Raw genomic sequence first — 20,484 nt, 5'->3', positions numbered from 1 at the left:
TTACTTGCGTCCAATGATTTCCTGGCCTTTAAGCAAATTACTGCCTTTTGGCCTGCTACTGTCGTTTATCATGTTGTTATCCCTGCCGCTGCATGCGGCAACTCAGCCGAATGAAGAACAGCTCAGGCAAGAGTTGAAACAGGCTGAAGCCAATAAAGGGATGGCAAATCAGGCAGAAATTGTTCAGGCGCTGCAAGGGGCTCTTAGTTGGCTGGCGGATGCGAAAGAATCTGATATCCGCTCTCAGCAGTATCAAAAAGCCATTGATGACTTTCCCAAGCTAACCCGCGAGCTACGCCAACAGTTAGCACAGGAAGGGGATAAACCCCTGCCGGTGCCTAACAATATGTCCACATCCGAGCTGGAACAGCAGGTGCTGCAAATCAGCAGTCAGTTGTTAGAGCTGAGCCGTCTGTCACAGCAAGAACAAGATCGCGCCCGCGAAATCAGTGAGTCACTCAATCAACTGCCACAACAGCAATCAGAAGCGCGACGAATTCTGACAGAAATCAGCTCGCGTTTGCAGGCGCAAAACGGCCCAACCACGCCAGCCACACAGGCTCAGTTGGCGCTATTACAAGCTGAGGCCGTAGCGCGCAAAGCGAAAGTCAATGAGCTGGAGCTTTCCCAGCTTTCCGCCAATAATCGCCAGGAATTATCACGGCTACGGGCCGAACTCTACAAAAAGCGTCAGGAGCGGGTCGATACCCAGCTTCAGGCATTGCGTAATACCCTGAATAATCAGCGCCAACAGGCCGCAGAACAAGCACTTGAGCGAACAGAGCTACTGGCTGAGCAAGGTGGCGATTTACCGGCGTCGATTACTCAGCAATTACAGATAAACCGTGAGTTGTCTCAAGCACTGAATCAGCAAGCGCAGCGCATCGATCTTATTTCCTCGCAGCAACGTCAGGCTGTCTCACAGACTCAGCAAGTCCGACAGGCACTCAGCACCATTCGTGAGCAGGCCCAGTGGCTAGGGGTTTCAACCGCATTAGGTGAAGCACTCCGCGCGCAGGTTTCCCGGTTACCGGATGTACCAAAATCTCAGCAATTGGACCGCGATATGGCCCAGTTACGGGTACAGCGCCTGCAATATGAGGACATGCTCGAGAAGTTACAGCAGCAAAATGTCAAATTAACTCAAGATGATGGCACGCCACTCACCACCGAACAGCAGCGGATTCTGGACGCCCAGTGGCGTACTCAGCGTGAATTATTGAACTCTCTGCTCTCCGGCTATGACACCCAGATTCTTGAATTGACCAAGCTGAAAGTGGCTAACAGCCAGCTGGTAGATGCCTTAAGTGAAGTGCGTGAGGCCACCCACCGTTACCTGTTTTGGGTCGCAGATGTCAGCCCGATTTCACTCTCCTATCCAGTGAATGTCGCTCATGATCTTACCCGCTTATTGTCGCTGGATACGCTGGCACAGTTGAGTGGGGCCTTCGTGATGATGATGACTAATCAGGAGACATTGCTACCAATTATTGGTGCGCTACTGTTTGTTGGTTTCAGTATCAGCTCTCGCCGCCACTATCATGCCTTCCTTGAACGCGCCAGCAGCCGTGTAGGCAAAGTGACACAAGACCATTTCTCCCTGACGCTACGTACTGTGTTCTGGTCGATTTTGATGGCACTGCCGCTACCGGTTTTATGGGCAGCGGTCGGTTATGGATTGCAAAATGCCTGGTCGTATCCGATGGCAATTGCCATTGGGAATGCCGTCACCGCGACCGTACCGGTGCTGTGGGTATTTATGATAAGTGCTTCATTTGCCCACCCGCATGGTCTGTTTATTACCCATTTCCGCTGGTCACCGACCCAAGTCGGGCGGGCAATGCGTTTCTATCGTATGTCAGTGTGGTTAATTATCCCGCTGATGATGGCACTGATTACCTTCGAGAATTATAACGACCGCGAATTCGCCGGTACACTGGGCCGGTTATGCTTTATTTTGCTGTGTATCGCCTTGAGTTTGGTCACCAACAGCTTGAAGCGAGCCGGGATTCCGCTCTATCTGGATAAGAAAGGTTCTGGCGAGAATATCGTTAATGTGGCGCTGTGGGGGCTGCTACTATCCGCGCCATTGATTGCCGCATTAGCGTCTGCGCTGGGTTATCTCACCACATCACAGGCACTGTTGGCACGTCTGGAGACCTCGGTTGCTATCTGGTTCTTCTTGTTGGTGGTTTACCATATTATTCGCCGCTGGATGCTGATTCAGCGCCGCCGTATTGCCTTTGATCGTGCCAAGCAGCGACGTGCCGATATTCTGGCGCAACGCGCCCGTGGCGAGGATGATACGCCGCACAATAACAGCACCGAAGGTTCCATTGATGTAGAAGAACCGGTAATTGATCTGGACGTGATCAGCGCCCAGTCTCTGCGGCTGGTGCGATCCATTCTGACCATGATCGCGTTGGTTTCAGTGATCGTACTGTGGTCTGAGATTCACTCGGCTTTTGGTTTCCTGGAAAACATTCGGCTGTGGGATGTGTCATCGACGATCAATGGTATTGAGTCGGTACAGGCGATCACCATGGGATCATTATTGATCGCCATTTTGGTGATGATTGTGACCACCCAACTGGTGCGGAACCTCCCTGCGCTGCTGGAACTGGCTCTGTTACAGCATTTGGATCTCACGCCGGGAACAGGCTATGCCATTTCGACTATCACCAAGTATCTGTTGATCCTGTTCGGGAGCTTACTCGGCTTCTCAATGTTAGGGATTGAATGGGCGAAATTCCAATGGCTGGTTGCCGCACTGGGTTTGGGGTTAGGCTTTGGTTTGCAGGAGATTTTCGCTAACTTTGTCTCTGGCTTGATCATCTTGTTTGAGAAACCGATCCGTATCGGCGATACCGTGACCATCCGTGATCTCACCGGTAGCGTAACCAAAATTAATACCCGTGCGACGACTATCTCTGACTGGGACCGCAAAGAAATTATCGTGCCGAATAAGGCCTTTATCACTGAGCAATTTATTAACTGGTCACTGTCGGATTCCATTACCCGTGTAGTGCTAACGGTACCGGCTCCAGCCGAAACCAGCAGTGAGGAAGTGACGGAGGTATTACTGACCGCCGCACGTCGCTGTACGTTGGTATTAGATAACCCGCCACCGGAGGTCTATTTGGTCGATCTCCAGCAAGGGATCCAGATTTTCGAGCTGCGTATCTATGCCGCTGAAATGGGCCACCGTATGCCACTGCGCCATGAGATCCACCAGCTGATTCTGGCCGGTTACCGCGAGCACGGTATTACCCTGCCGTTCCCACCTTTCCAGGCCCGTTTAGAAACACTGGGACGTGGGCGTGTGGTTTCTTCGAATCGTAGCCGCACACCGGGCAGTTTGTAAGATAAATCAGTGAGTAAGACACAAAAATGCCCTGTTCTGTGAAGGGTCAGGGCATTTCTTTTAACACCGCTGCGGCGCCAAGGGCGAGGGGTTATTAAGCACGCCCTACTGGGAATGCAATAACATCACTCAGCTTTTCCGCACCCAACGCTAACATCACCAGACGATCAACCCCTAATGCCACGCCAGAACAATCCGGCAAACCGTGCTTTAGGGCATCAATCAGATTCATGTCGATGGGATGTTGTGGCAAACCCCGTTTTTCGCGGCTGCGATTATCTTGCTCAAAACGTTTCAGTTGCTCATCGCCGTCAGTCAGCTCATGGAAACCATTCGCCAGCTCAATACCTTTAAAGTAAACCTCAAAGCGTTCTGCCACGCGGTGATCTTCTGTGCTGATCACCGCAAGGGAAGCTTGCGACGCCGGGAAGTGATACACAAAAGCCGGTTTATCACGGCCAATATGGGGTTCAACCCCAACGGTGAACAGCAATTGCAGCAAGGTATCGCGATCTTCTTCTGTATCGGCAATATTGCTTAAATCCAGTTTTGCCGCGGCTTCGCGCAATTGCGCTTTATCCGCCGACAGAGGGTCAATATCCAAATGACGCAAGAATGCCTGCTGATAAGAAAGCCTTTCTGAGCTATCGCAATCCAGAATTTGTTGCAGCAGATCCTCCACCTCATCCATCAAACGATACATATCATAATGCGGGCGATACCATTCCAGCATAGTGAATTCAGGATTGTGATGACGGCCAGCTTCTTCATTGCGGAAACTGCGCCCCAATTGATAGATAGAGCCGCTACCCGCCGCCAACAGGCGCTTCATGTGATATTCCGGACTGGTCATCATGTACAGCGTCAAACCATCGGCAGCGCCCGGGCCAACAAACCGGGTTTGGAATGGGACTAAATGGATGTCCGTCACTGTCGCTTGGCTCATGGTGGGCGTTTCAACTTCTAATACGCCACGATCGGCAAAAAAGCGCCGGATCTCTGCCATTATTGCTGCGCGCTTCAACAAATTGGCGATGGGTGCACTCGGCTGCCAGCTTGCCGTTTCGCTCATGGTTGTTAACTCCGAAATCAAACAGGGGGTGCAGTCTACTCGCATCTACTCACTCAGACAAATCTGTCACTCATCTGCCAGATTTCCCCCTCGAATTCAGCATTTCACTCGGTGAAAAAGACTTTTGCCCAGCATATCCTGTCTGGGATCACGTTTTTGCTAGTAATGCCCTTGAGGTAGTTCAAATAAAACAAAACAATCGATCACATCAAATTTCTACCACTTAGCATTGGGTATAATTATTCCCATGTAAAAAGTAAGAAATAGCTATTCTTAATACCATCATTCTGGTCGCTTACCAATCAGTTAGCTGGATAATAATTTTAAAGAATATATAGATTTTAATTATATATACCCAAAATGATTTAAGTTGCTGGAAAGCAGTCAACGCACATGTAGCTTGAAGTATGGCGGGTATTTCACTTGAACAATGGAGAAGCGCAGTGCAAACCTTTAACGCCGATCTTGCCATTATCGGGGCCGGGGGAGCTGGTTTACGTGCAGCAATAGCCGCAGCGGAAGCCAACCCTCAGCTGAAGATTGCTCTGATCTCGAAAGTATACCCAATGCGTAGCCATACTGTGGCTGCCGAAGGGGGATCAGCTGCTGTCACACAGGACCACGATACCTTTGACTACCATTTCCACGATACCGTAGCCGGTGGCGACTGGTTATGCGAACAAGATGTTGTGGACCACTTTGTCCATAGCTGCCCGGAAGAAATGGCACAGTTGGAAATTTGGGGCTGCCCATGGAGCCGTAAGCCAGATGGTTCTGTTAACGTCCGCCGTTTCGGCGGAATGAAAATTGAACGGACTTGGTTTGCAGCAGATAAAACCGGCTTCCACATGCTACACACCCTGTTCCAGACCTCTTTAAAATACCCACAAATTCAACGATTTGATGAGCACTTTGTGCTAGACATTCTGGTCGATGATGGTCAGGCTCGTGGTGTTGTTGCCATGAATATGATGGAAGGCACTCGGGTACAAATCCGTGCCAATGCTGTGGTCATGGCCACTGGCGGCGCAGGTCGGGTTTATCGTTATAACACCAACGGCGGTATTGTTACCGGTGATGGGATGGGAATGGCCTTCCACCACGGCGTGCCACTACGTGACATGGAATTTGTGCAATATCACCCTACCGGATTACCGGGTTCAGGCATCTTGATGACCGAAGGTTGTCGTGGTGAGGGCGGTATTCTGGTCAACAAAGATGGCTACCGTTATTTGCAGGATTACGGCATGGGGCCAGAAACCCCGCTCGGCGAGCCAAAGAACAAATACATGGAATTAGGCCCGCGCGATAAAGTATCACAAGCTTTCTGGCATGAATGGCGCGCTGGCCGCACTATCGCCACCCCTCGCGGTGATGTGGTTTATCTGGACTTGCGCCACTTGGGCGAGAAAAAACTACTTGAACGCCTGCCATTTATTTGTGAATTGGCCAAAGCGTATGTCGGTGTCGACCCGGTGAAAGAGCCAATTCCAGTGCGCCCAACCGCGCATTACACCATGGGCGGCATTGAAACCAACCAACAGTGTGAAACCCGAATCAAAGGGCTGTTCGCGGTCGGTGAATGTTCTTCTGTTGGTCTGCACGGCGCAAACCGTCTGGGCTCCAACTCACTGGCAGAACTGGTGGTCTTTGGCCGTCTTGCTGGCGAACAAGCCGCTTTGCGCGCCATGGAAAGCACCCCCGCCAATGGTAGTGCGCTGGATGCACAGGCCCGTGATGTGGAAACTCGCCTGAGCAACCTGATGAAACAGGAAGGGACTGAAAACTGGTCTAAAATCCGCGATGAAATGGGCTTATCAATGGAAGAAGGTTGTGGCATTTACCGCACACCGGAACTGATGCAGAAGACCGTGGATAAACTGGCTGAGCTGAAAGAGCGCTTCAAACGCGTGAAAATCACCGATAACTCCAGTGTTTTCAATACCGACCTGCTCTATACCATTGAGCTAGGTTATGGTTTAGATGTGGCCGAATGTATGGCCCACTCTGCACTGAATCGTAGAGAATCCCGCGGGGCGCACCAACGTCTGGATGAAGGCTGCACCGAACGTGATGATGTGAACTTCCTCAAACACACGCTGGCCTTCCATACCCCTGGCGGCGCACCACGCCTTGAATACAGCGACGTAAAAATTACCAAGCTGGCCCCGGCAAAACGCGTTTATGGTGGTGAAGCTACCGCCCAAGATGCAAAAGACGCCAAAGATGCGAAAGATTTAAAGGATAAGGAGCAGGCGAATGACTGATATGAAACTCCTGAAAATGGAAGTCATGCGCTATAACCCGGAACGTGATAGCGAACCTCACTTCGAAACCTTTGAAGTGCCTTACGATGAGCAGACTTCTCTGCTGGATGCGTTGGGGTATATCAAAGATAACCTGGCACCAGATCTGTCTTATCGTTGGTCTTGCCGGATGGCTATTTGTGGCTCGTGCGGCATGATGGTCAATAAAGTGCCAAAACTCGCCTGTAAAACTTTCCTGCGCGAATATACCGGTGGGATGAAGGTTGAGGCGCTGGGTAACTTCCCAATCGAGCGCGACTTAGTGGTTGATATGACTCACTTTATTGAGAGTCTGGAAGCCATCAAACCTTATATCATTGGCAATGATCGCAAGCCCAAAGACGGCCCGAATAAGCAGACTCCGGCGCAGATGGCGAAATACCACCAGTTCTCTGGCTGTATTAACTGTGGCCTGTGCTATGCCGCCTGCCCGCAGTTTGGTCTGAATCCTGAGTTTATTGGCCCAGCAGCCATCACTCTGGCTCACCGTTACAATCTGGATAACCGTGACCACGGTAAGAAAGAGCGTATGCCACAGCTTAACGGCAAAAATGGTGTCTGGAGTTGTACCTTTGTTGGCTACTGTTCTGAAGTTTGTCCTAAGCACGTTGACCCTGCGGCTGCCATCCAGCAAGGCAAGGTTGAGAGTGCCAAAGACTTCATGATCGCCATGCTGAAACCACAATAAGGGAGGGGAAACAGTAATGACTACTAAACGTAAAGCTTACGTCCGTACCATGGCCCCGAACTGGTGGCAACAGCTCGGTTTTTATCGCTTTTATATGTTGCGTGAAGGCACTTCCGTACCCACAGTCTGGTTCAGTATTCTGTTGATTTACGGAGTGTTCGCACTGAAAAGTGGCCCCGCAGGGTGGGAAGGCTTTGTTGGATTCCTGCAAAATCCGCTGGTGCTACTGATCAATATCATTACGTTATTGGCCGCGGTGTTACATACCAAAACCTGGTTTGAACTGGCACCAAAAGCCGCCAATATTATTGTTAAAGACGAAAAAATGGGTCCAGAGCCAGTTATCAAGGCGCTGTGGGTTGTGACTATCGTGGCTACCGCGATTATTCTGGCCGTTGCCTTACTCTAACCCGGAGGAGAACAAGATGAATCAAGTCCCTAAGCGCTCCGATGAACCTATCTTCTGGGGTCTGTTCGGTGCCGGTGGCATGTGGAGTGCCATTATTGCACCTGCGGTTATTCTGTTGGTTGCCATTTTGCTGCCACTGGGAGCCTTCCCAGGAGAAGCATTAAGCTATGAGCGCGTGCTGGCATTTTGTCAGAGTTTCATTGGCCGGGTATTCCTGCTGCTGATGATTATTCTGCCACTGTGGTGTGGTTTACACCGCATCCACCACGCCATGCATGATTTGAATATCCACGTCCCCGCCGGGAAATGGGTATTCTATGGCCTGGCTGCCATTCTGAGTGTGGTCGCTATTATCGGTGTCCTAACACTGTAATTATTCATGCCTGATCTGCGGCCTGCTCTTTAGCGGGCCGTTTCTTTTTCAGCACTCAGCCAATAACTCAGATTCATCCATTTGCGCCATTGATAACTGATAGCTATTCTCAACCATAGCGTAATTATCAGAAAACTAAGGTACGTCAATGCGTCTGTGGTCAAAATTATCCGTAATAACAGCAACGTTGCTTTCTGTCGCTTGTGGTGTCACGCCGCCAAAAGACGTGAAAATCGTCGATAACTTCCAACTACCCCGCTATCTCGGCACCTGGTATGAAATTGCCCGACTGAACCATTCCTTTGAGCGCGGATTAGATTATGTCACGGCTAATTACTCACCCCGTGATGATGGCGGTGTAAAAGTTATTAATCGGGGTTATAACACGAAGAAACAGCAATGGCAGGAGAGTATCGGCAAAGCCTATTTTATTGGTTCTCCGCAACAAGCCGCACTGAAAGTCTCTTTCTTTGGCCCATTTTATGGCGGCTATAATGTCATTGATTTAGATGATGAATATCAACATGCTTTGATTGCTGGCCCTAACCGGGAATATCTGTGGATATTATCCCGCACGCCGACAATTGATAACCAAACCCGCGATCGTTTGGTATCTGTCGCGAAGCATTATGGTTTCCCGGTGGAGGAGTTAATATGGGTTAAACAAGGGGAGCTCCCTCCCCTATAATTTATGAGGTCAGCTTCAGCCCGATAATTCCGGCTAAAATAAGCCCCAGACTAAATACACGCGCCAAGCTGGCCGATTCCCCTAGGAGCACAATGCCTAGAATCGCTGTTCCCACTGCACCAATACCGGTCCAGACCGCATAGGCCGTGCCTGCTGGGAGTGTTTTCATGGCATAGGCCAATAAAAAGACACTGGCTGCCATGGCGACCAGAGTGACAATACTGGGTGTCAGACGCGTAAAACCATGGGAATATTTCAGGCCGATAGCCCAAATCACTTCTAACAAACCTGCAATAACCAGAATAATCCAAGCCATGGTAACCACCTCGCTCAGGCGGGGTCGTCCCCGAAAAAAACAGATGCGTGCCGGGTCGTCCCAGGCAGCCGATAGGTAAGGGTGATACGTTATCACTCTAAATAATAAGCTTCAATATTATGCTCAATCAAAAATAAAGCCGGCGACAATTGCCGCCGATAAAAATGCAACTTGCAGTCTATTCAGCACTGCGTTCAATAGCACTACCTGCGCTTTGAACATCTTTACCCACACCTTTGGTGGTATTGCAGGCGCTCAATGAAGAGATAACTATCAATGAGAAAATAATGGCAATGCTTTTCTTTAACATTATAGAAGATCCTTATGGTATGAAATTATCTATACGCCCTATAAGGATAGTCAAAAAAATAGCATTGCACTTTTTCTGACTTAAATTACTGTAATGGATAGCTAACCCCAGATAGCAGAAAACCGCCGATTAAGCGGTTTTCTTTCATTCTCAGCGCAACTTTCACACCGCTTTGCAGTGCTGGCTTACTTAACGCGAGAAACGTATTCGCCAGAGCGAGTATCAACTTTGATGACTTCGCCAACCTGTACGAATAGTGGCACTTTGACCACTGCACCAGTACTCAGCGTTGCTGGCTTACCACCGGTACCGGCAGTATCGCCTTTCAGGCCTGGGTCAGTGTCAACAATTTCCAGTTCAATAAAGTTTGGTGGGGTCACAGAAATAGGCTGACCATTCCACAGAGTTACAATACATTCAGCTTGGTCAATCAACCACTTAGCATTGTCGCCAATGGCTTTAGCATCGGCTTGCAGTTGTTCGTAAGTCTCGTTATTCATGAAGTGCCAGAACTCACCGTCGTTGTACAGGTAAGTCAGGTTCAGATCGTTAACGTCAGCGCCTTCCAGAGAATCGGTTGATTTGAAGGTCTTTTCAACGCGCCCGCCAGTCAGCAGACGGCGCATCTTAACACGAGCAAAAGCCTGGCCTTTGCCTGGTTTTACGAACTCGCTGGACTCAACTGCATAAGGCTCGCCCTCGAACATGATTTTAAGACCGGGACGAAAATCGTTGCTATAATAACTGGCCATGATGGTCCTCAAGAAACTGGTAGTAAGCCTAAAAAATGGCAAGTATTGTAACCCGAAACATGCCAATTAGAGAAGATTGGTTGCAACAACTCGCCGATGTAATTACTGATCCGGACGAATTGCTAAGAATTCTGCAGTTAAATGAACATCCTAACCTGCAACAAGGTACTGCTGCGCGTCGTTTATTCCCCTTAAGAGTGCCCCGAGCATTCGTTGCGCGTATGCAACCGGGAAACCCATCAGACCCTTTACTGCTTCAAGTGCTCACCGCGCGGGAAGAGTTTATCGCCGCTCCCGGTTTTACCAACGACCCGCTTGATGAGCAGCGCAGTGTTGTCCCCGGCTTATTGCACAAATACCGCAACCGCGCGCTATTGCTGGTCAAGGGCGGCTGTGCCGTTAATTGCCGCTATTGTTTCCGCCGTCATTTCCCTTATCAGGATAACCAAGGCAACAAAGCTAATTGGCGTCAGGCGCTGGACTATGTTCGCCAACATCCTGAACTGGACGAAATCATTTTTTCGGGCGGCGATCCGTTAATGGCAAAAGACAGTGAACTCAGTTGGTTATTGGATGAGATTGAAAATATATCCCACATCAAACGGTTGCGTATCCATACTCGCTTGCCGGTTGTTATCCCCGCACGTATTACCGCAGAGCTATGTCAGCGCCTGAGTGATTCGCGATTACAGGTGCTGATGGTGACACATATCAACCACGCCAATGAAATTGACGCGTCATTACGAGACAGTATGGCACAGCTCAAGCGAGCGGGTGTGACGCTACTGAATCAGAGCGTGTTGCTACGTGGGGTCAATGATGATGACGAGGTCTTGGCGGCATTAAGTAATGCCTTGTTTGATGCGGGTATACTGCCCTACTACATCCATGTGCTGGATAAAGTACAAGGTGCGGCTCATTTTATGGTCGATGATGATGAAGCCCGGCAGTTAATGAAAGGGTTACTCAGCCGCGTATCGGGTTATTTGGTACCACGTCTGGCACGAGAAATCGGGGGGCAGCCTAGTAAAACGCCGCTGGACCTCCGGTTGATGCAGGATGAATTACAGTAAGAATACTCTCGCCAACCCACGGAAGAATCAGGGGACGCGATGGCATCCCCTGTGCGTCCTTCAGATATCAAGGACACTTATAAACTTCGCCGACCATTTTGCTATCTAGTGGAGCAAAGCTTGATAGGAAGGTTTCACTTGGGCTGGTTGCGCCATAGATAACATTGCCACCCATTGCCGCTGCTTTATTGCGTAGGTCATTTGCTGCACCACGCATAGAGCTACTTTCACCACTTGAGATCCAATTGCTCTGAGTACCTGTCACCTGCCCAACTAACTGACATTCACTACCCGGTTTGGTATCGGAGAACTTCACTTGCTCGCCCGCCGAACTCAATTGGTTAGTGGAGCTACAGCCTGCCAGCAACAGCGCTGCTGAAAGACCAAGTAACACTTTAATCCGCATTTTTTTCCCCATTCAAAGTTGAGAATCACGCTAAAGATTACCAGAAAGCACCGCTGCCGCTTAGGCATCCGTTGCCGAAATTATCCAGGTACCCGATGTCGAGACTGATGGCTAATAATGAACAGTTTACACATTAAATCAGCAACGAAGATAATAAAAGTCCTGCAATCATCACACTGAATGAAATAAAAGCGCTTTTAGCGCGTTTAGTTATGAAATTTGAATCAGAAAAAACTGAGTATAAAGCACGAACGAGGCAAGGTTATGACAGGAGTGGATGTGTAGCCGGTTTTTATTTCCATAAAAAAGCGAGCAGGTTACCCCGCTCGCTTTAGGTTTATAGCTTAATCAGCAATCAATGAAGCTATAGGGTTGGGAGCATTACATCATGCCGCCCATACCGCCCATACCACCCATGCCGCCAGCGCCCATATCAGCACCTTTGTCATCACGTGGCAGGTCAGTGATCATGCACTCGGTGGTGATCATCAGGCCAGCAATAGAGGCTGCGTACTGCAGAGCAGAACGAGTCACTTTAGTTGGATCCAAGATACCCATCGCGATCATGTCGCCATATTCTTCGCTGTAAGCGTTGTAACCGTAGCTACCTGAACCCGCTTTAACGTTGTTCGCGATAACAGAAGCTTCTTCACCGGCGTTAACCACGATCTGACGCAGTGGAGATTCCATCGCGCGCAGAGCAACTTTAATACCGACGTTCTGGTCTTCGTTGTCGCCTTTCAAGCCAGCCGCTGTGATAGCAGATGCCGCACGAATCAGAGCAACACCACCACCAGCAACCACGCCTTCTTCTACCGCAGCACGAGTTGCGTGCAGAGCATCTTCAACGCGCGCTTTTTTCTCTTTCATTTCAACTTCAGTTGCGGCACCAACTTTGATAACGGCAACGCCGCCAGCCAGTTTAGCGACACGCTCTTGCAGTTTTTCTTTGTCGTAGTCAGAAGTCGCATCTTCAATTTGCTGACGGATCTGAGCAACACGGCCCTGAATCGCAGCTTCGTCGCCTACGCCATCAATGATGATAGTGGTGTCTTTATTGATAACAACACGTTTCGCCTGACCCAAATCTTCCAGAGTGGTTTTTTCCAGTTCCAGGCCGATCTCTTCAGAAATAACGGTACCCGCAGTCAGGGTAGCGATATCTTGCAGCATGGCTTTACGACGGTCGCCGAAACCAGGTGCTTTAACAGCGGCAACTTTAACAATACCGCGCATGGTGTTAACCACCAGAGTTGCCAGAGCTTCGCCTTCAACATCTTCTGCAATGATCAGCAGTGGTTTACCCGCTTTCGCTACGGCTTCCAGAACTGGCAGCATTTCGCGGATGTTAGAGATTTTCTTGTCAGCCAGCAGGATGAATGGGCTTTCAAGTTCAATAGAACCGGTTTCTGGTTTATTGATGAAGTAAGGAGACAGGTAGCCGCGGTCGAACTGCATACCTTCAACAACGTCCAGCTCGTCTTGCAGGCCTGAACCTTCTTCAACGGTGATAACGCCTTCTTTACCGACTTTTTCCATCGCTTGTGCAATCAGCTCACCTACAGTTGAGTCTGAGTTTGCAGAGATGGTCCCTACCTGAGCAATTGCTTTAGAATCAGAGCATGGTACAGACAGTTTTTTCAGCTCTTCAACCGCAGCGATAACGGCTTTGTCGATACCGCGTTTCAGATCCATTGGGTTCATGCCGGCCGCAACTGCTTTCAGGCCTTCAGTGATAATGGATTGAGCTAATACAGTTGCAGTAGTGGTACCGTCACCCGCAGCGTCGTTCGCTTTAGAGGCAACTTCTTTAACCATCTGTGCACCCATGTTCTCGAACTTATCTTCCAGTTCGATCTCACGCGCAACTGAAACACCATCTTTGGTGATAGTTGGAGAGCCGAAAGACTTGTCCAGAACTACGTTACGGCCTTTCGGGCCCAGGGTCACTTTTACTGCATCAGCAAGAATGTTTACGCCGCGTAGCATTTTGATGCGTGCGTCGTTACCGAATTTTACGTCTTTAGCTGCCATTGGTATGATTTCCCTTAACTCGTTCAGTTCAGAAGATTAGAGAGCGTATATGTAAATTACGCTTCAACAATTGCCAGAATGTCGCTTTCGGACATGATCAACACTTCTTCATGGTCGATCTTTTCTGACTTCACGCCGTAACCATCGTTGAAAATAACAATGTCGCCAACTTTCACATCCAGCGGCTTGATTTCACCGTTATCCAGGATGCGACCATTGCCGACGGCCAGAACTTCACCACGGGTAGATTTACCCGCCGCAGTGCCAGTTAAAACGATGCCGCCAGCAGATTTGGATTCAACTTCTTTGCGCTTGACGATAACGCGGTCATGCAATGGACGAATTTTCATTGATAGCTCTCCTATTGAGAAGGTCCGTATCAGATTTAGGATTAATATCGGTCTACCTTCACAACCGATACCGTGGCTATCTTAATGGGGGCGACTTCACATCCCTTCAAGGGAGAGAGCAAAAAAAAATTCAGTTTTTTCTTGCCCGCAGGTGGCTCATTTTTGCTCATCTGCGTTGCCCCATTCAAGAAAGCATTATGATTTGCTTTATGAATTTATAATTAATAAACAATCAATTAGAAAAAAAGCGATTTACTTATCATCTTTAAAGCGACTATCTGTCGATTTATCATCCTCATCTGGACGATGCTCTACGATGAAGTGATCATCGGTTTTGCGCTGAAACTCGCCGTCAAAGGTATTTCCGCCGCCCATAGGGCCAGAATTATTGTGATTAAAACCGCCAGCACTAAAACCGCCACGATAAATATTCAGATGTGGCATCAATTTTAACGTCAATGATTTTTGAATCGGAGGCAAAAGCAGCAGCAAACCGAGGAAGTCGGTAAAGAAGCCAGGGATCAGCAGTAAGAAGCCCGCCAATACCAGCGATACACTTTTCACCATTTCAGCCGCAGGACTTTCACCCGCAGCCAGTTTTTGCTGCATCTGCATAAAGGTTTTTATCCCTTGGTTACGCACCAGAGATATCCCCACGCAAGAACTGAAGATCACCAGCAAGAGAGTAACCAGCACACCCAATACAGCGGCAACTTTGATAAATATCGATATTTCTATATATGCCAATAAAAATATCAGCGCTAACGGTAACCAACGCACCGCATTCTCCTTATTCCAATCATTCAGTACCTCTCATCAGGATAAACCTGCCTGACAGATACCATGAAAACCTTGACCCGGCTGGCGTTAACGCTGTTTTTTCCTTTATTAGCGAATTTCAGCGTCAGCCCCTCCTTCAACGAGGGTCGACCCTCATAAAATGGTGGTGGTTGCATCGCTTTTCAAGTTAGGCGGATACTTTTATTACTTATTCGTGCAACTGTGAGAGAAATCACAGATATCAGATCATCTCAATTAATTCCGACCATATAGTGATCCTAGTTCAAGGCTTTTTATCATTAAGCAGCATATGATCCTGTCAGCAATAAGATGAATGGTTAATCTTTCCGCACTTAAGGTTCATGGCGGCATCATATTGCCCACGGCGGCATAATTTAGTTAACAAATACAAAACAAGACAGCACATTAGAGAAGGTTCTCATGTCAAATAACATTCGTATTGAAGAAGACCTGTTAGGTACACGAGAAGTCCCCGCAGAGGCTTACTACGGTGTTCATACCCTGCGTGCGATTGAAAACTTCTATATCAGTAACAGCAAGATCAGTGATGTGCCAGAGTTTGTACGCGGCATGGTCATGGTAAAGAAAGCAGCAGCAATGGCGAACAAAGAGTTACATACCATTCCTCGCAAAATTGCTGACGTCATTATTCAGGCATGTGATGAAGTCCTGGATAAAGGGAAATGTATGGATCAGTTCCCGGTTGACGTGTTCCAGGGCGGGGCCGGTACCTCTTTAAACATGAATACCAACGAAGTTTTGGCCAATATCGGTCTGGAACTGATGGGTCACCAGAAGGGCGAGTATCAATACCTAAACCCTAATGACCATCTGAACAAATGCCAATCCACCAACGATGCCTACCCAACTGGGTTCCGCATTGCGGTGTATGCTTCCATCATGAAGCTTATTGACGCCATCAATCAGTTAAAAGAAGGCTTCGAAAGAAAATCCAAAGAATTCGAGAAAATCCTGAAAATGGGCCGTACCCAATTGCAGGATGCGGTACCAATGACACTGGGGCAAGAATTCAAAGCCTTTGCGGTGTTATTAAAAGAAGAAACCAAAAACCTGCAACGTACCGCAGAGTTGCTGCTGGAGGTTAACCTCGGTGCAACGGCTATCGGTACTGCGCTAAACACGCCTGAAGGTTACTCACAGTTAGCAATACAAAAACTGTCTGAAATCAGCGGCCTGCCATGTGTACCGGCAGAAGACTTGATTGAAGCGACCTCTGACTGTGGTGCTTACGTCATGGTGCACGGCGCACTGAAACGTCTGGCCGTTAAGATGTCAAAAATCTGTAATGACTTGCGTCTGCTCTCCTCTGGCCCACGCACCGGTCTAAATGAAATCAACTTGCCAGAATTGCAGGCCGGCTCTTCTATCATGCCAGCCAAAGTGAATCCGGTTATTCCTGAAGTTGTTAACCAGGTTTGTTTTAAGGTGATTGGTAACGACACTTGCATTACTATGGCGGCCGAAGCAGGTCAGCTTCAGTTGAACGTCATGGAGCCAGTGATTGGGCAGGCAATGTTTGAGTCCATCCACATCCTGACAAATGCGTGTTACAACCTGTTGGAAAAATGCATCAATGGCATCACTGCCAACAAAGAAGTCTGCGAGCGCTACGTCTTTAACTCAATCGGTATCGTTACCTATCTGAACCCATTCATTGGTCACCATAATGGTGACATCGTGGGCAAGATTTGTGCGGAAACCGGTAAAAATGTGCGGGAAGTGGTTCTGGAACGCGGCTTATTAACTGAGGCTGAGCTGGACGACATTTTCTCTGTTGAGAACCTGATGCATCCAGCGTATAAAGCGAAACGTTATACCGATGAAAATGAACAATAAAATAATCATCCGGTAGCCCTATAAGGCACGCATGATCCTCTGGACAGCGTGCCTTTTTACTTTCGGGCAAACACAACTTTTTAACTTTAATTTTTCATTTGGATCAAGGAGTAAACACTATGATAGCCGTAGAATTAGTCATCGTTCTGCTGGCCATTTTTTTAGGGGCCAGGTTAGGCGGTATCGGTATAGGTTTTGCGGGTGGTATTGGGGTTCTGGTATTGGCGATCATTGGTGTCAAACCCGGTAGCATTCCATTCGATGTTATTTCAATTATCATGGCCGTTATTGCCGCCATCTCTGCAATGCAGGTGGCAGGCGGCATGGATTATCTGGTGCAGCAAACTGAAAAATTACTGCGTAAGAATCCAAAACACATCACTATCCTTGCTCCGCTAGTCACATATTTTCTGACCATCTTTGCCGGGACTGGTAACATTTCTCTGTCAGCCTTGCCGGTGATTGCAGAAGTAGCGAAAGAGCAAGGCATCAAACCTTGCCGCCCTCTGTCTACCGCTGTGGTTTCCGCGCAAATCGCCATTACTGCCTCACCGATTTCAGCGGCGGTGGTTTACATGTCTTCCGTCATGGAAGGTCATGGTGTCAGCTACTTACATTTACTGATGATAGTCATCCCATCCACCCTGCTTGCGGTATTTGTGATGTCTCTGATCGTTTCCTGGTGCTTTAACTCCAAACTGTCTGATGACCCTATTTACATCAAGCGTTTGGAAGAAGGTTTGGTCACACTGCGTGGTGACACCGTCAAAGTGATTAAACCACGCGCTAAAACCTCCGTATTGCTGTTCCTGGCAGGTGTATTGTGTGTTGTGGCGTATGCCATCATCAACAGCCCAAGTGTCGGTCTGGTGGCAACACCATTGATGAATACCACTAACGCTATCCTGATTATCATGCTGAGTGTGGCGACCATCACGACGATGGTATGTTCGGTTGATACCGATTCAATCCTGAACTCCAGCACCTTCAAAGCCGGTATGAGTGCTTGTATTTGTATCCTCGGTGTAGCCTGGTTGGGTGATACCTTTGTACAACACAACCTGGACTGGATTAAAGAAACTGCGGGTAGCTTGATTCAAGCTCACTCATGGCTGCTGGCTGTTATCTTCTTCTTCTGTTCAGCACTGCTTTACTCTCAGGCTGCAACTGCCAAGGCATTGATGCCAATGGCAATGGCACTGAACGTTTCACCACTGGCGGCAATTGCTTCTTTCGCCGCGGTTTCTGGTCTGTTCATTCTGCCAACCTACCCAACACTGGTAGCCGCAGTTCAAATGGATGACACCGGCACCACGCGTATTGGTCGCTTCGTGTTTAACCATCCGTTCTTTATCCCGGGCACCATCGGGGTTGCACTGGCCGTGTGCTTCGGCTTCGTGATGGGCGGTCTGGTTCTGTAATCTGCTTTATGGGGCGCAATCCATTTGCGCCCCACTCTCATTGGCGATTTACGCCAAATCTCTCCCACGGTTACACAAATCATCTTCTGACCCACAGCCACTCGCGTTATAGTACCCACTTCGTCATATAAGCCGCGCGACCTACGAGGTTAAGATGTCTGATTGTGATACGAATAATTGTGATGAGAATATTTGTGATGCAATTGTGGTATTGTGCACTGCCCCTGATGAAGCCAGTGCGCAGGATTTAGCCGCGCAGGTTCTGGGTGAAAAACTGGCTGCTTGCGCCACCTTGTTACCCGGTGCGACCTCGATTTACTCCTGGGAAGGTAAACTCCAGCAAGAGTATGAAGTCCAGCTTCTGTTCAAGAGCAATACCCGTCATCAGCAGGCACTTCTCAGCTATATCAAACAACATCACCCCTACCAAACACCGGAATTACTGGTGCTACCGGTACGGGACGGAGATAAAGATTACCTGTCATGGCTCAACGCTTCATTACTCTGATTCTGCTGCTGTGCAGCATTTTACTCGCGCCGCACGGCGCACAGGCTTCGCTATTTGGTGACAACTCATCTTTTGGCCCAAAAAGTAGCCAAAGCCGGTTTATTCCGGTTGATCAAGCGTTTGCTTTTGATTTTCGCCAACAAGGTGACCAACTCGCTCTGAGTTGGCAGATTCATCCAGACTATTATTTGTATCGCCAGCAAATCAAAATCGTGCCGAATAATGCCACTTTTGGGGCATTTACCTTGCCGGAAGGCATTGCTCATCGTGATGAATTCTATGGTGAAGTGGCGATATTCAAGCAACAGCTAACCCTGAAAATCCCTATTACACAAGCCGGTGAGCGGGCCAGTGTCAGTGTGACTTATCAGGGCTGTGCCGAAGCTGGCTTCTGCTATCCGCCAGAAACACGGGTGGTTCCACTCTCCGCCATTACTGCCGGTTCATCCGCAGTCACCGCGCCGCCAATCGCCGCCCCCGCAACTCCGGCACCCGCTGAGCTACCATTCTCCCCTTTGTGGGCGTTGCTCATCGGTATTGGCATCGCCTTTACGCCTTGTGTCTTGCCGATGTATCCGCTGATTTCAGCCATTATTCTCGGGCGTGAAAAACCTCACAGCCAGCGGCGAATATTGTTGTTGGCGATAGTGTATGTGCAAGGGATGGCGCTGACTTACACCCTACTCGGTCTGGTGGTTGCGGCGGCGGGTTTACAATTTCAGGCCGCGCTACAACACCCTTATGTGTTGATTGGGCTATCGGCGCTGTTCGTATTGCTGGCGCTCTCGATGTTTGGCCTTTATTCGCTGCAATTGCCCTCGTCACTGCAAACCCGATTGGTACAGTGGAGCAGTAGCCAGCGGGGCGGTTCGCTGGCCGGTGTTTTTACTATGGGCGCACTGGCGGGCCTTATTTGTTCGCCGTGCACCACCGCGCCGCTCAGCGCCATTCTGCTGTATATTGCCCAAAGCGGTAATATGTTGGCCGGCGGCGGAACACTCTATTTATATGCCTTAGGGATGGGTATCCCGCTGGTGATTGTCACGCTGTTTGGCAACAAACTGCTCCCGCGCAGTGGCCCGTGGATGCAGTACGTCAAAGAGGCATTCGGCTTTGTCATTCTGGCGCTACCCGTGTTTTTACTGGAACGGGTTTTAGGGGATGTCTGGGGCTTACGTTTATGGAGTTTGCTGGCCATCGCCTTCTTCGGCTGGGCATTTATATTAAGCCTAAAAGCTCACTCCGGCTGGGCTCGAGCCTTCCAGTTGTTATTACTGGCAGCTTTGCTAATTGCCGCCCGTCCGCTACAAGACTGGGCGTTCGGCAGCCCCACACAACAGAGTGAAATTAAACATTTAGCATTTAAACAAGTGGCCGATTTACCCCAGTTACAAGCGGCGTTAGCGCAAGCGAAGGGTAAGCCGGTGATGTTGGATTTGTACGCTGACTGGTGTGTCGCTTGTAAAGAGTTTGAGAAATACACCTTCAGTGATGAACAGGTTCAGCGCCAGCTAGCCGATACTGTGTTACTTCAAGCCGATGTGACAGCGAACAGTGCAGAACATGCCGCGCTGTTGAAAGAGTTGAATGTGCTGGGTTTACCGACCATCCTGTTTTTCGATGCGCCAGGGAATGAAATTCCCGCAGCCAGAGTGACCGGTTTTATGAATGCGAGTGGATTCTTGCAGCATCTACAGAACCTCCCGCGCTAATCGTTAACTGATTGATATCCCGACGGTGGATGAGCATATAGTCC

The 20,484-nt window shown here is 49.1% G+C and carries 19 protein-coding genes; 11 read left to right on the top strand and 8 right to left on the bottom strand.

Annotated features, from left to right (window positions below):
- Positions 1-4 precede the first annotated feature (4 nt).
- Entirely contained in the window at positions 5-3,364 is a 3,360-nt protein-coding gene (mscM, locus tag FGL26_RS17905) for a miniconductance mechanosensitive channel MscM (RefSeq protein ID WP_032903282.1), read from the top strand.
- Positions 3,365-3,458: 94 nt separating this feature from the next.
- Here the strand turns inward: mscM and epmA are convergent, their stop codons facing one another.
- Positions 3,459-4,436 (bottom strand): elongation factor P--(R)-beta-lysine ligase, encoded by a 978-nt coding sequence (epmA, locus tag FGL26_RS17900; RefSeq protein ID WP_005175550.1) that lies wholly within the window; start codon positions 4,434-4,436, stop codon positions 3,459-3,461.
- Positions 4,437-4,879: 443 nt separating this feature from the next.
- Between epmA and frdA the strand changes: the two genes are divergently transcribed.
- The 5 genes from frdA to blc all read left to right on the top strand — a co-directional run bounded on the left by frdA (position 4,880) and on the right by blc (position 8,900).
- The gene (gene frdA / locus FGL26_RS17895; protein ID WP_011815417.1) at positions 4,880-6,703 is read left to right on the top strand and encodes a fumarate reductase (quinol) flavoprotein subunit; all 1,824 of its coding nucleotides are present in this window, start codon (positions 4,880-4,882) and stop codon (positions 6,701-6,703) included.
- Positions 6,696-7,430, top strand: a complete 735-nt coding sequence (locus tag FGL26_RS17890; protein ID WP_005175554.1) for a succinate dehydrogenase/fumarate reductase iron-sulfur subunit — start codon at positions 6,696-6,698, stop codon at positions 7,428-7,430. The genes frdA and FGL26_RS17890 overlap by 8 nt, the downstream gene beginning before the upstream one ends.
- Before the next feature lie 16 nt (positions 7,431-7,446).
- Positions 7,447-7,839, top strand: a complete 393-nt coding sequence (gene frdC, locus FGL26_RS17885; protein ID WP_005175556.1) for a fumarate reductase subunit FrdC — start codon at positions 7,447-7,449, stop codon at positions 7,837-7,839.
- Positions 7,840-7,855: 16 nt separating this feature from the next.
- Positions 7,856-8,212: a fumarate reductase subunit FrdD gene (gene frdD, locus FGL26_RS17880; RefSeq protein WP_005175559.1), complete on the top strand. Its 357-nt coding sequence runs from the start codon at positions 7,856-7,858 to the stop codon at positions 8,210-8,212.
- 148 nt (positions 8,213-8,360) lie between these two features.
- Positions 8,361-8,900, top strand: coding sequence for an outer membrane lipoprotein Blc (blc, locus tag FGL26_RS17875; RefSeq protein ID WP_005175561.1), 540 nt, complete (start codon positions 8,361-8,363; stop codon positions 8,898-8,900).
- Position 8,901: 1 nt separating this feature from the next.
- Here the strand turns inward: blc and sugE are convergent, their stop codons facing one another.
- From sugE to efp, 3 genes are all read right to left on the bottom strand, one after another.
- On the bottom strand, positions 8,902-9,216 hold the full coding sequence (sugE, locus tag FGL26_RS17870) for a quaternary ammonium compound efflux SMR transporter SugE (RefSeq protein ID WP_138060260.1): 315 nt from the start codon (positions 9,214-9,216) through the stop codon (positions 8,902-8,904).
- A 178-nt stretch (positions 9,217-9,394) separates the two neighbouring features.
- Positions 9,395-9,526: an entericidin A/B family lipoprotein gene (locus FGL26_RS17865; protein WP_005175563.1), complete on the bottom strand. Its 132-nt coding sequence runs from the start codon at positions 9,524-9,526 to the stop codon at positions 9,395-9,397.
- Positions 9,527-9,711: 185 nt separating this feature from the next.
- Complete coding sequence (gene efp / locus FGL26_RS17860) at positions 9,712-10,278, bottom strand: elongation factor P (RefSeq protein ID WP_005156473.1); 567 nt, start codon at positions 10,276-10,278, stop codon at positions 9,712-9,714.
- Positions 10,279-10,313: 35 nt separating this feature from the next.
- Here efp and epmB point away from each other — a divergent pair, with 35 nt between their 5' ends.
- The gene (gene epmB / locus FGL26_RS17855; protein ID WP_005175565.1) at positions 10,314-11,351 is read left to right on the top strand and encodes an EF-P beta-lysylation protein EpmB; all 1,038 of its coding nucleotides are present in this window, start codon (positions 10,314-10,316) and stop codon (positions 11,349-11,351) included.
- A gap of 67 nt (positions 11,352-11,418) precedes the next feature.
- Here the strand turns inward: epmB and FGL26_RS17850 are convergent, their stop codons facing one another.
- From FGL26_RS17850 to FGL26_RS17830, 4 genes are all read right to left on the bottom strand, one after another.
- A complete protein-coding gene (locus FGL26_RS17850; RefSeq protein ID WP_005175566.1) occupies positions 11,419-11,757 on the bottom strand; it encodes a DUF4156 domain-containing protein in 339 nt (112 codons plus the stop codon).
- Positions 11,758-12,138: 381 nt separating this feature from the next.
- Entirely contained in the window at positions 12,139-13,791 is a 1,653-nt protein-coding gene (groL, locus tag FGL26_RS17840) for a chaperonin GroEL (protein WP_005175567.1), read from the bottom strand.
- A 56-nt stretch (positions 13,792-13,847) separates the two neighbouring features.
- A complete protein-coding gene (locus tag FGL26_RS17835) occupies positions 13,848-14,141 on the bottom strand; it encodes a co-chaperone GroES (protein ID WP_004391824.1) in 294 nt (97 codons plus the stop codon).
- Positions 14,142-14,393: 252 nt separating this feature from the next.
- Positions 14,394-14,921 carry an FxsA family protein gene (locus tag FGL26_RS17830; RefSeq protein WP_005175568.1) on the bottom strand — a complete coding sequence of 176 codons (528 nt, stop codon included), beginning with the start codon at positions 14,919-14,921 and terminating at the stop codon, positions 14,394-14,396.
- Between the two features lie 441 nt (positions 14,922-15,362).
- Between FGL26_RS17830 and aspA the strand changes: the two genes are divergently transcribed.
- From aspA to FGL26_RS17810, 4 genes are all read left to right on the top strand, one after another.
- On the top strand, positions 15,363-16,799 hold the full coding sequence (aspA, locus tag FGL26_RS17825) for an aspartate ammonia-lyase (RefSeq protein ID WP_005175569.1): 1,437 nt from the start codon (positions 15,363-15,365) through the stop codon (positions 16,797-16,799).
- A 119-nt stretch (positions 16,800-16,918) separates the two neighbouring features.
- Entirely contained in the window at positions 16,919-18,220 is a 1,302-nt protein-coding gene (locus tag FGL26_RS17820; RefSeq protein WP_005175570.1) for an anaerobic C4-dicarboxylate transporter, read from the top strand.
- Positions 18,221-18,374: 154 nt separating this feature from the next.
- The gene (gene cutA / locus FGL26_RS17815; protein ID WP_005175571.1) at positions 18,375-18,728 is read left to right on the top strand and encodes a divalent cation tolerance protein CutA; all 354 of its coding nucleotides are present in this window, start codon (positions 18,375-18,377) and stop codon (positions 18,726-18,728) included.
- Entirely contained in the window at positions 18,704-20,440 is a 1,737-nt protein-coding gene (locus tag FGL26_RS17810) for a protein-disulfide reductase DsbD (protein WP_005175572.1), read from the top strand. Before cutA ends, FGL26_RS17810 begins: the two co-directional genes overlap by 25 nt.
- Positions 20,441-20,484: the final 44 nt, after the last annotated feature.

It is taken from the genome of Yersinia enterocolitica subsp. enterocolitica (assembly GCF_901472495.1).
In the GTDB taxonomy this organism is placed as follows: Bacteria; Pseudomonadota; Gammaproteobacteria; order Enterobacterales; family Enterobacteriaceae; genus Yersinia; species Yersinia enterocolitica.
This window is presented reverse-complemented; position numbering and strand designations above follow the sequence as displayed.

Coding starts and splice junctions, on each gene's coding strand:
- FGL26_RS17850 (WP_005175566.1), bottom strand. CDS start 11,757: ATGCGGATTAAAGTGTTACTTGGTCTTTCAGCAGCGCTGTTGCTGGCA.
- FGL26_RS17890 (WP_005175554.1), top strand. CDS start 6,696: ATGACTGATATGAAACTCCTGAAAATGGAAGTCATGCGCTATAACCCG.
- groL (WP_005175567.1), bottom strand. CDS start 13,791: ATGGCAGCTAAAGACGTAAAATTCGGTAACGACGCACGCATCAAAATG.
- frdD (WP_005175559.1), top strand. CDS start 7,856: ATGAATCAAGTCCCTAAGCGCTCCGATGAACCTATCTTCTGGGGTCTG.
- epmA (WP_005175550.1), bottom strand. CDS start 4,436: ATGAGCGAAACGGCAAGCTGGCAGCCGAGTGCACCCATCGCCAATTTG.
- aspA (WP_005175569.1), top strand. CDS start 15,363: ATGTCAAATAACATTCGTATTGAAGAAGACCTGTTAGGTACACGAGAA.
- frdC (WP_005175556.1), top strand. CDS start 7,447: ATGACTACTAAACGTAAAGCTTACGTCCGTACCATGGCCCCGAACTGG.
- FGL26_RS17810 (WP_005175572.1), top strand. CDS start 18,704: ATGGCTCAACGCTTCATTACTCTGATTCTGCTGCTGTGCAGCATTTTA.
- FGL26_RS17835 (WP_004391824.1), bottom strand. CDS start 14,141: ATGAAAATTCGTCCATTGCATGACCGCGTTATCGTCAAGCGCAAAGAA.
- efp (WP_005156473.1), bottom strand. CDS start 10,278: ATGGCCAGTTATTATAGCAACGATTTTCGTCCCGGTCTTAAAATCATG.
- sugE (WP_138060260.1), bottom strand. CDS start 9,216: ATGGCTTGGATTATTCTGGTTATTGCAGGTTTGTTAGAAGTGATTTGG.
- FGL26_RS17820 (WP_005175570.1), top strand. CDS start 16,919: ATGATAGCCGTAGAATTAGTCATCGTTCTGCTGGCCATTTTTTTAGGG.
- blc (WP_005175561.1), top strand. CDS start 8,361: ATGCGTCTGTGGTCAAAATTATCCGTAATAACAGCAACGTTGCTTTCT.
- FGL26_RS17865 (WP_005175563.1), bottom strand. CDS start 9,526: ATGTTAAAGAAAAGCATTGCCATTATTTTCTCATTGATAGTTATCTCT.
- cutA (WP_005175571.1), top strand. CDS start 18,375: ATGTCTGATTGTGATACGAATAATTGTGATGAGAATATTTGTGATGCA.
- epmB (WP_005175565.1), top strand. CDS start 10,314: ATGGCAAGTATTGTAACCCGAAACATGCCAATTAGAGAAGATTGGTTG.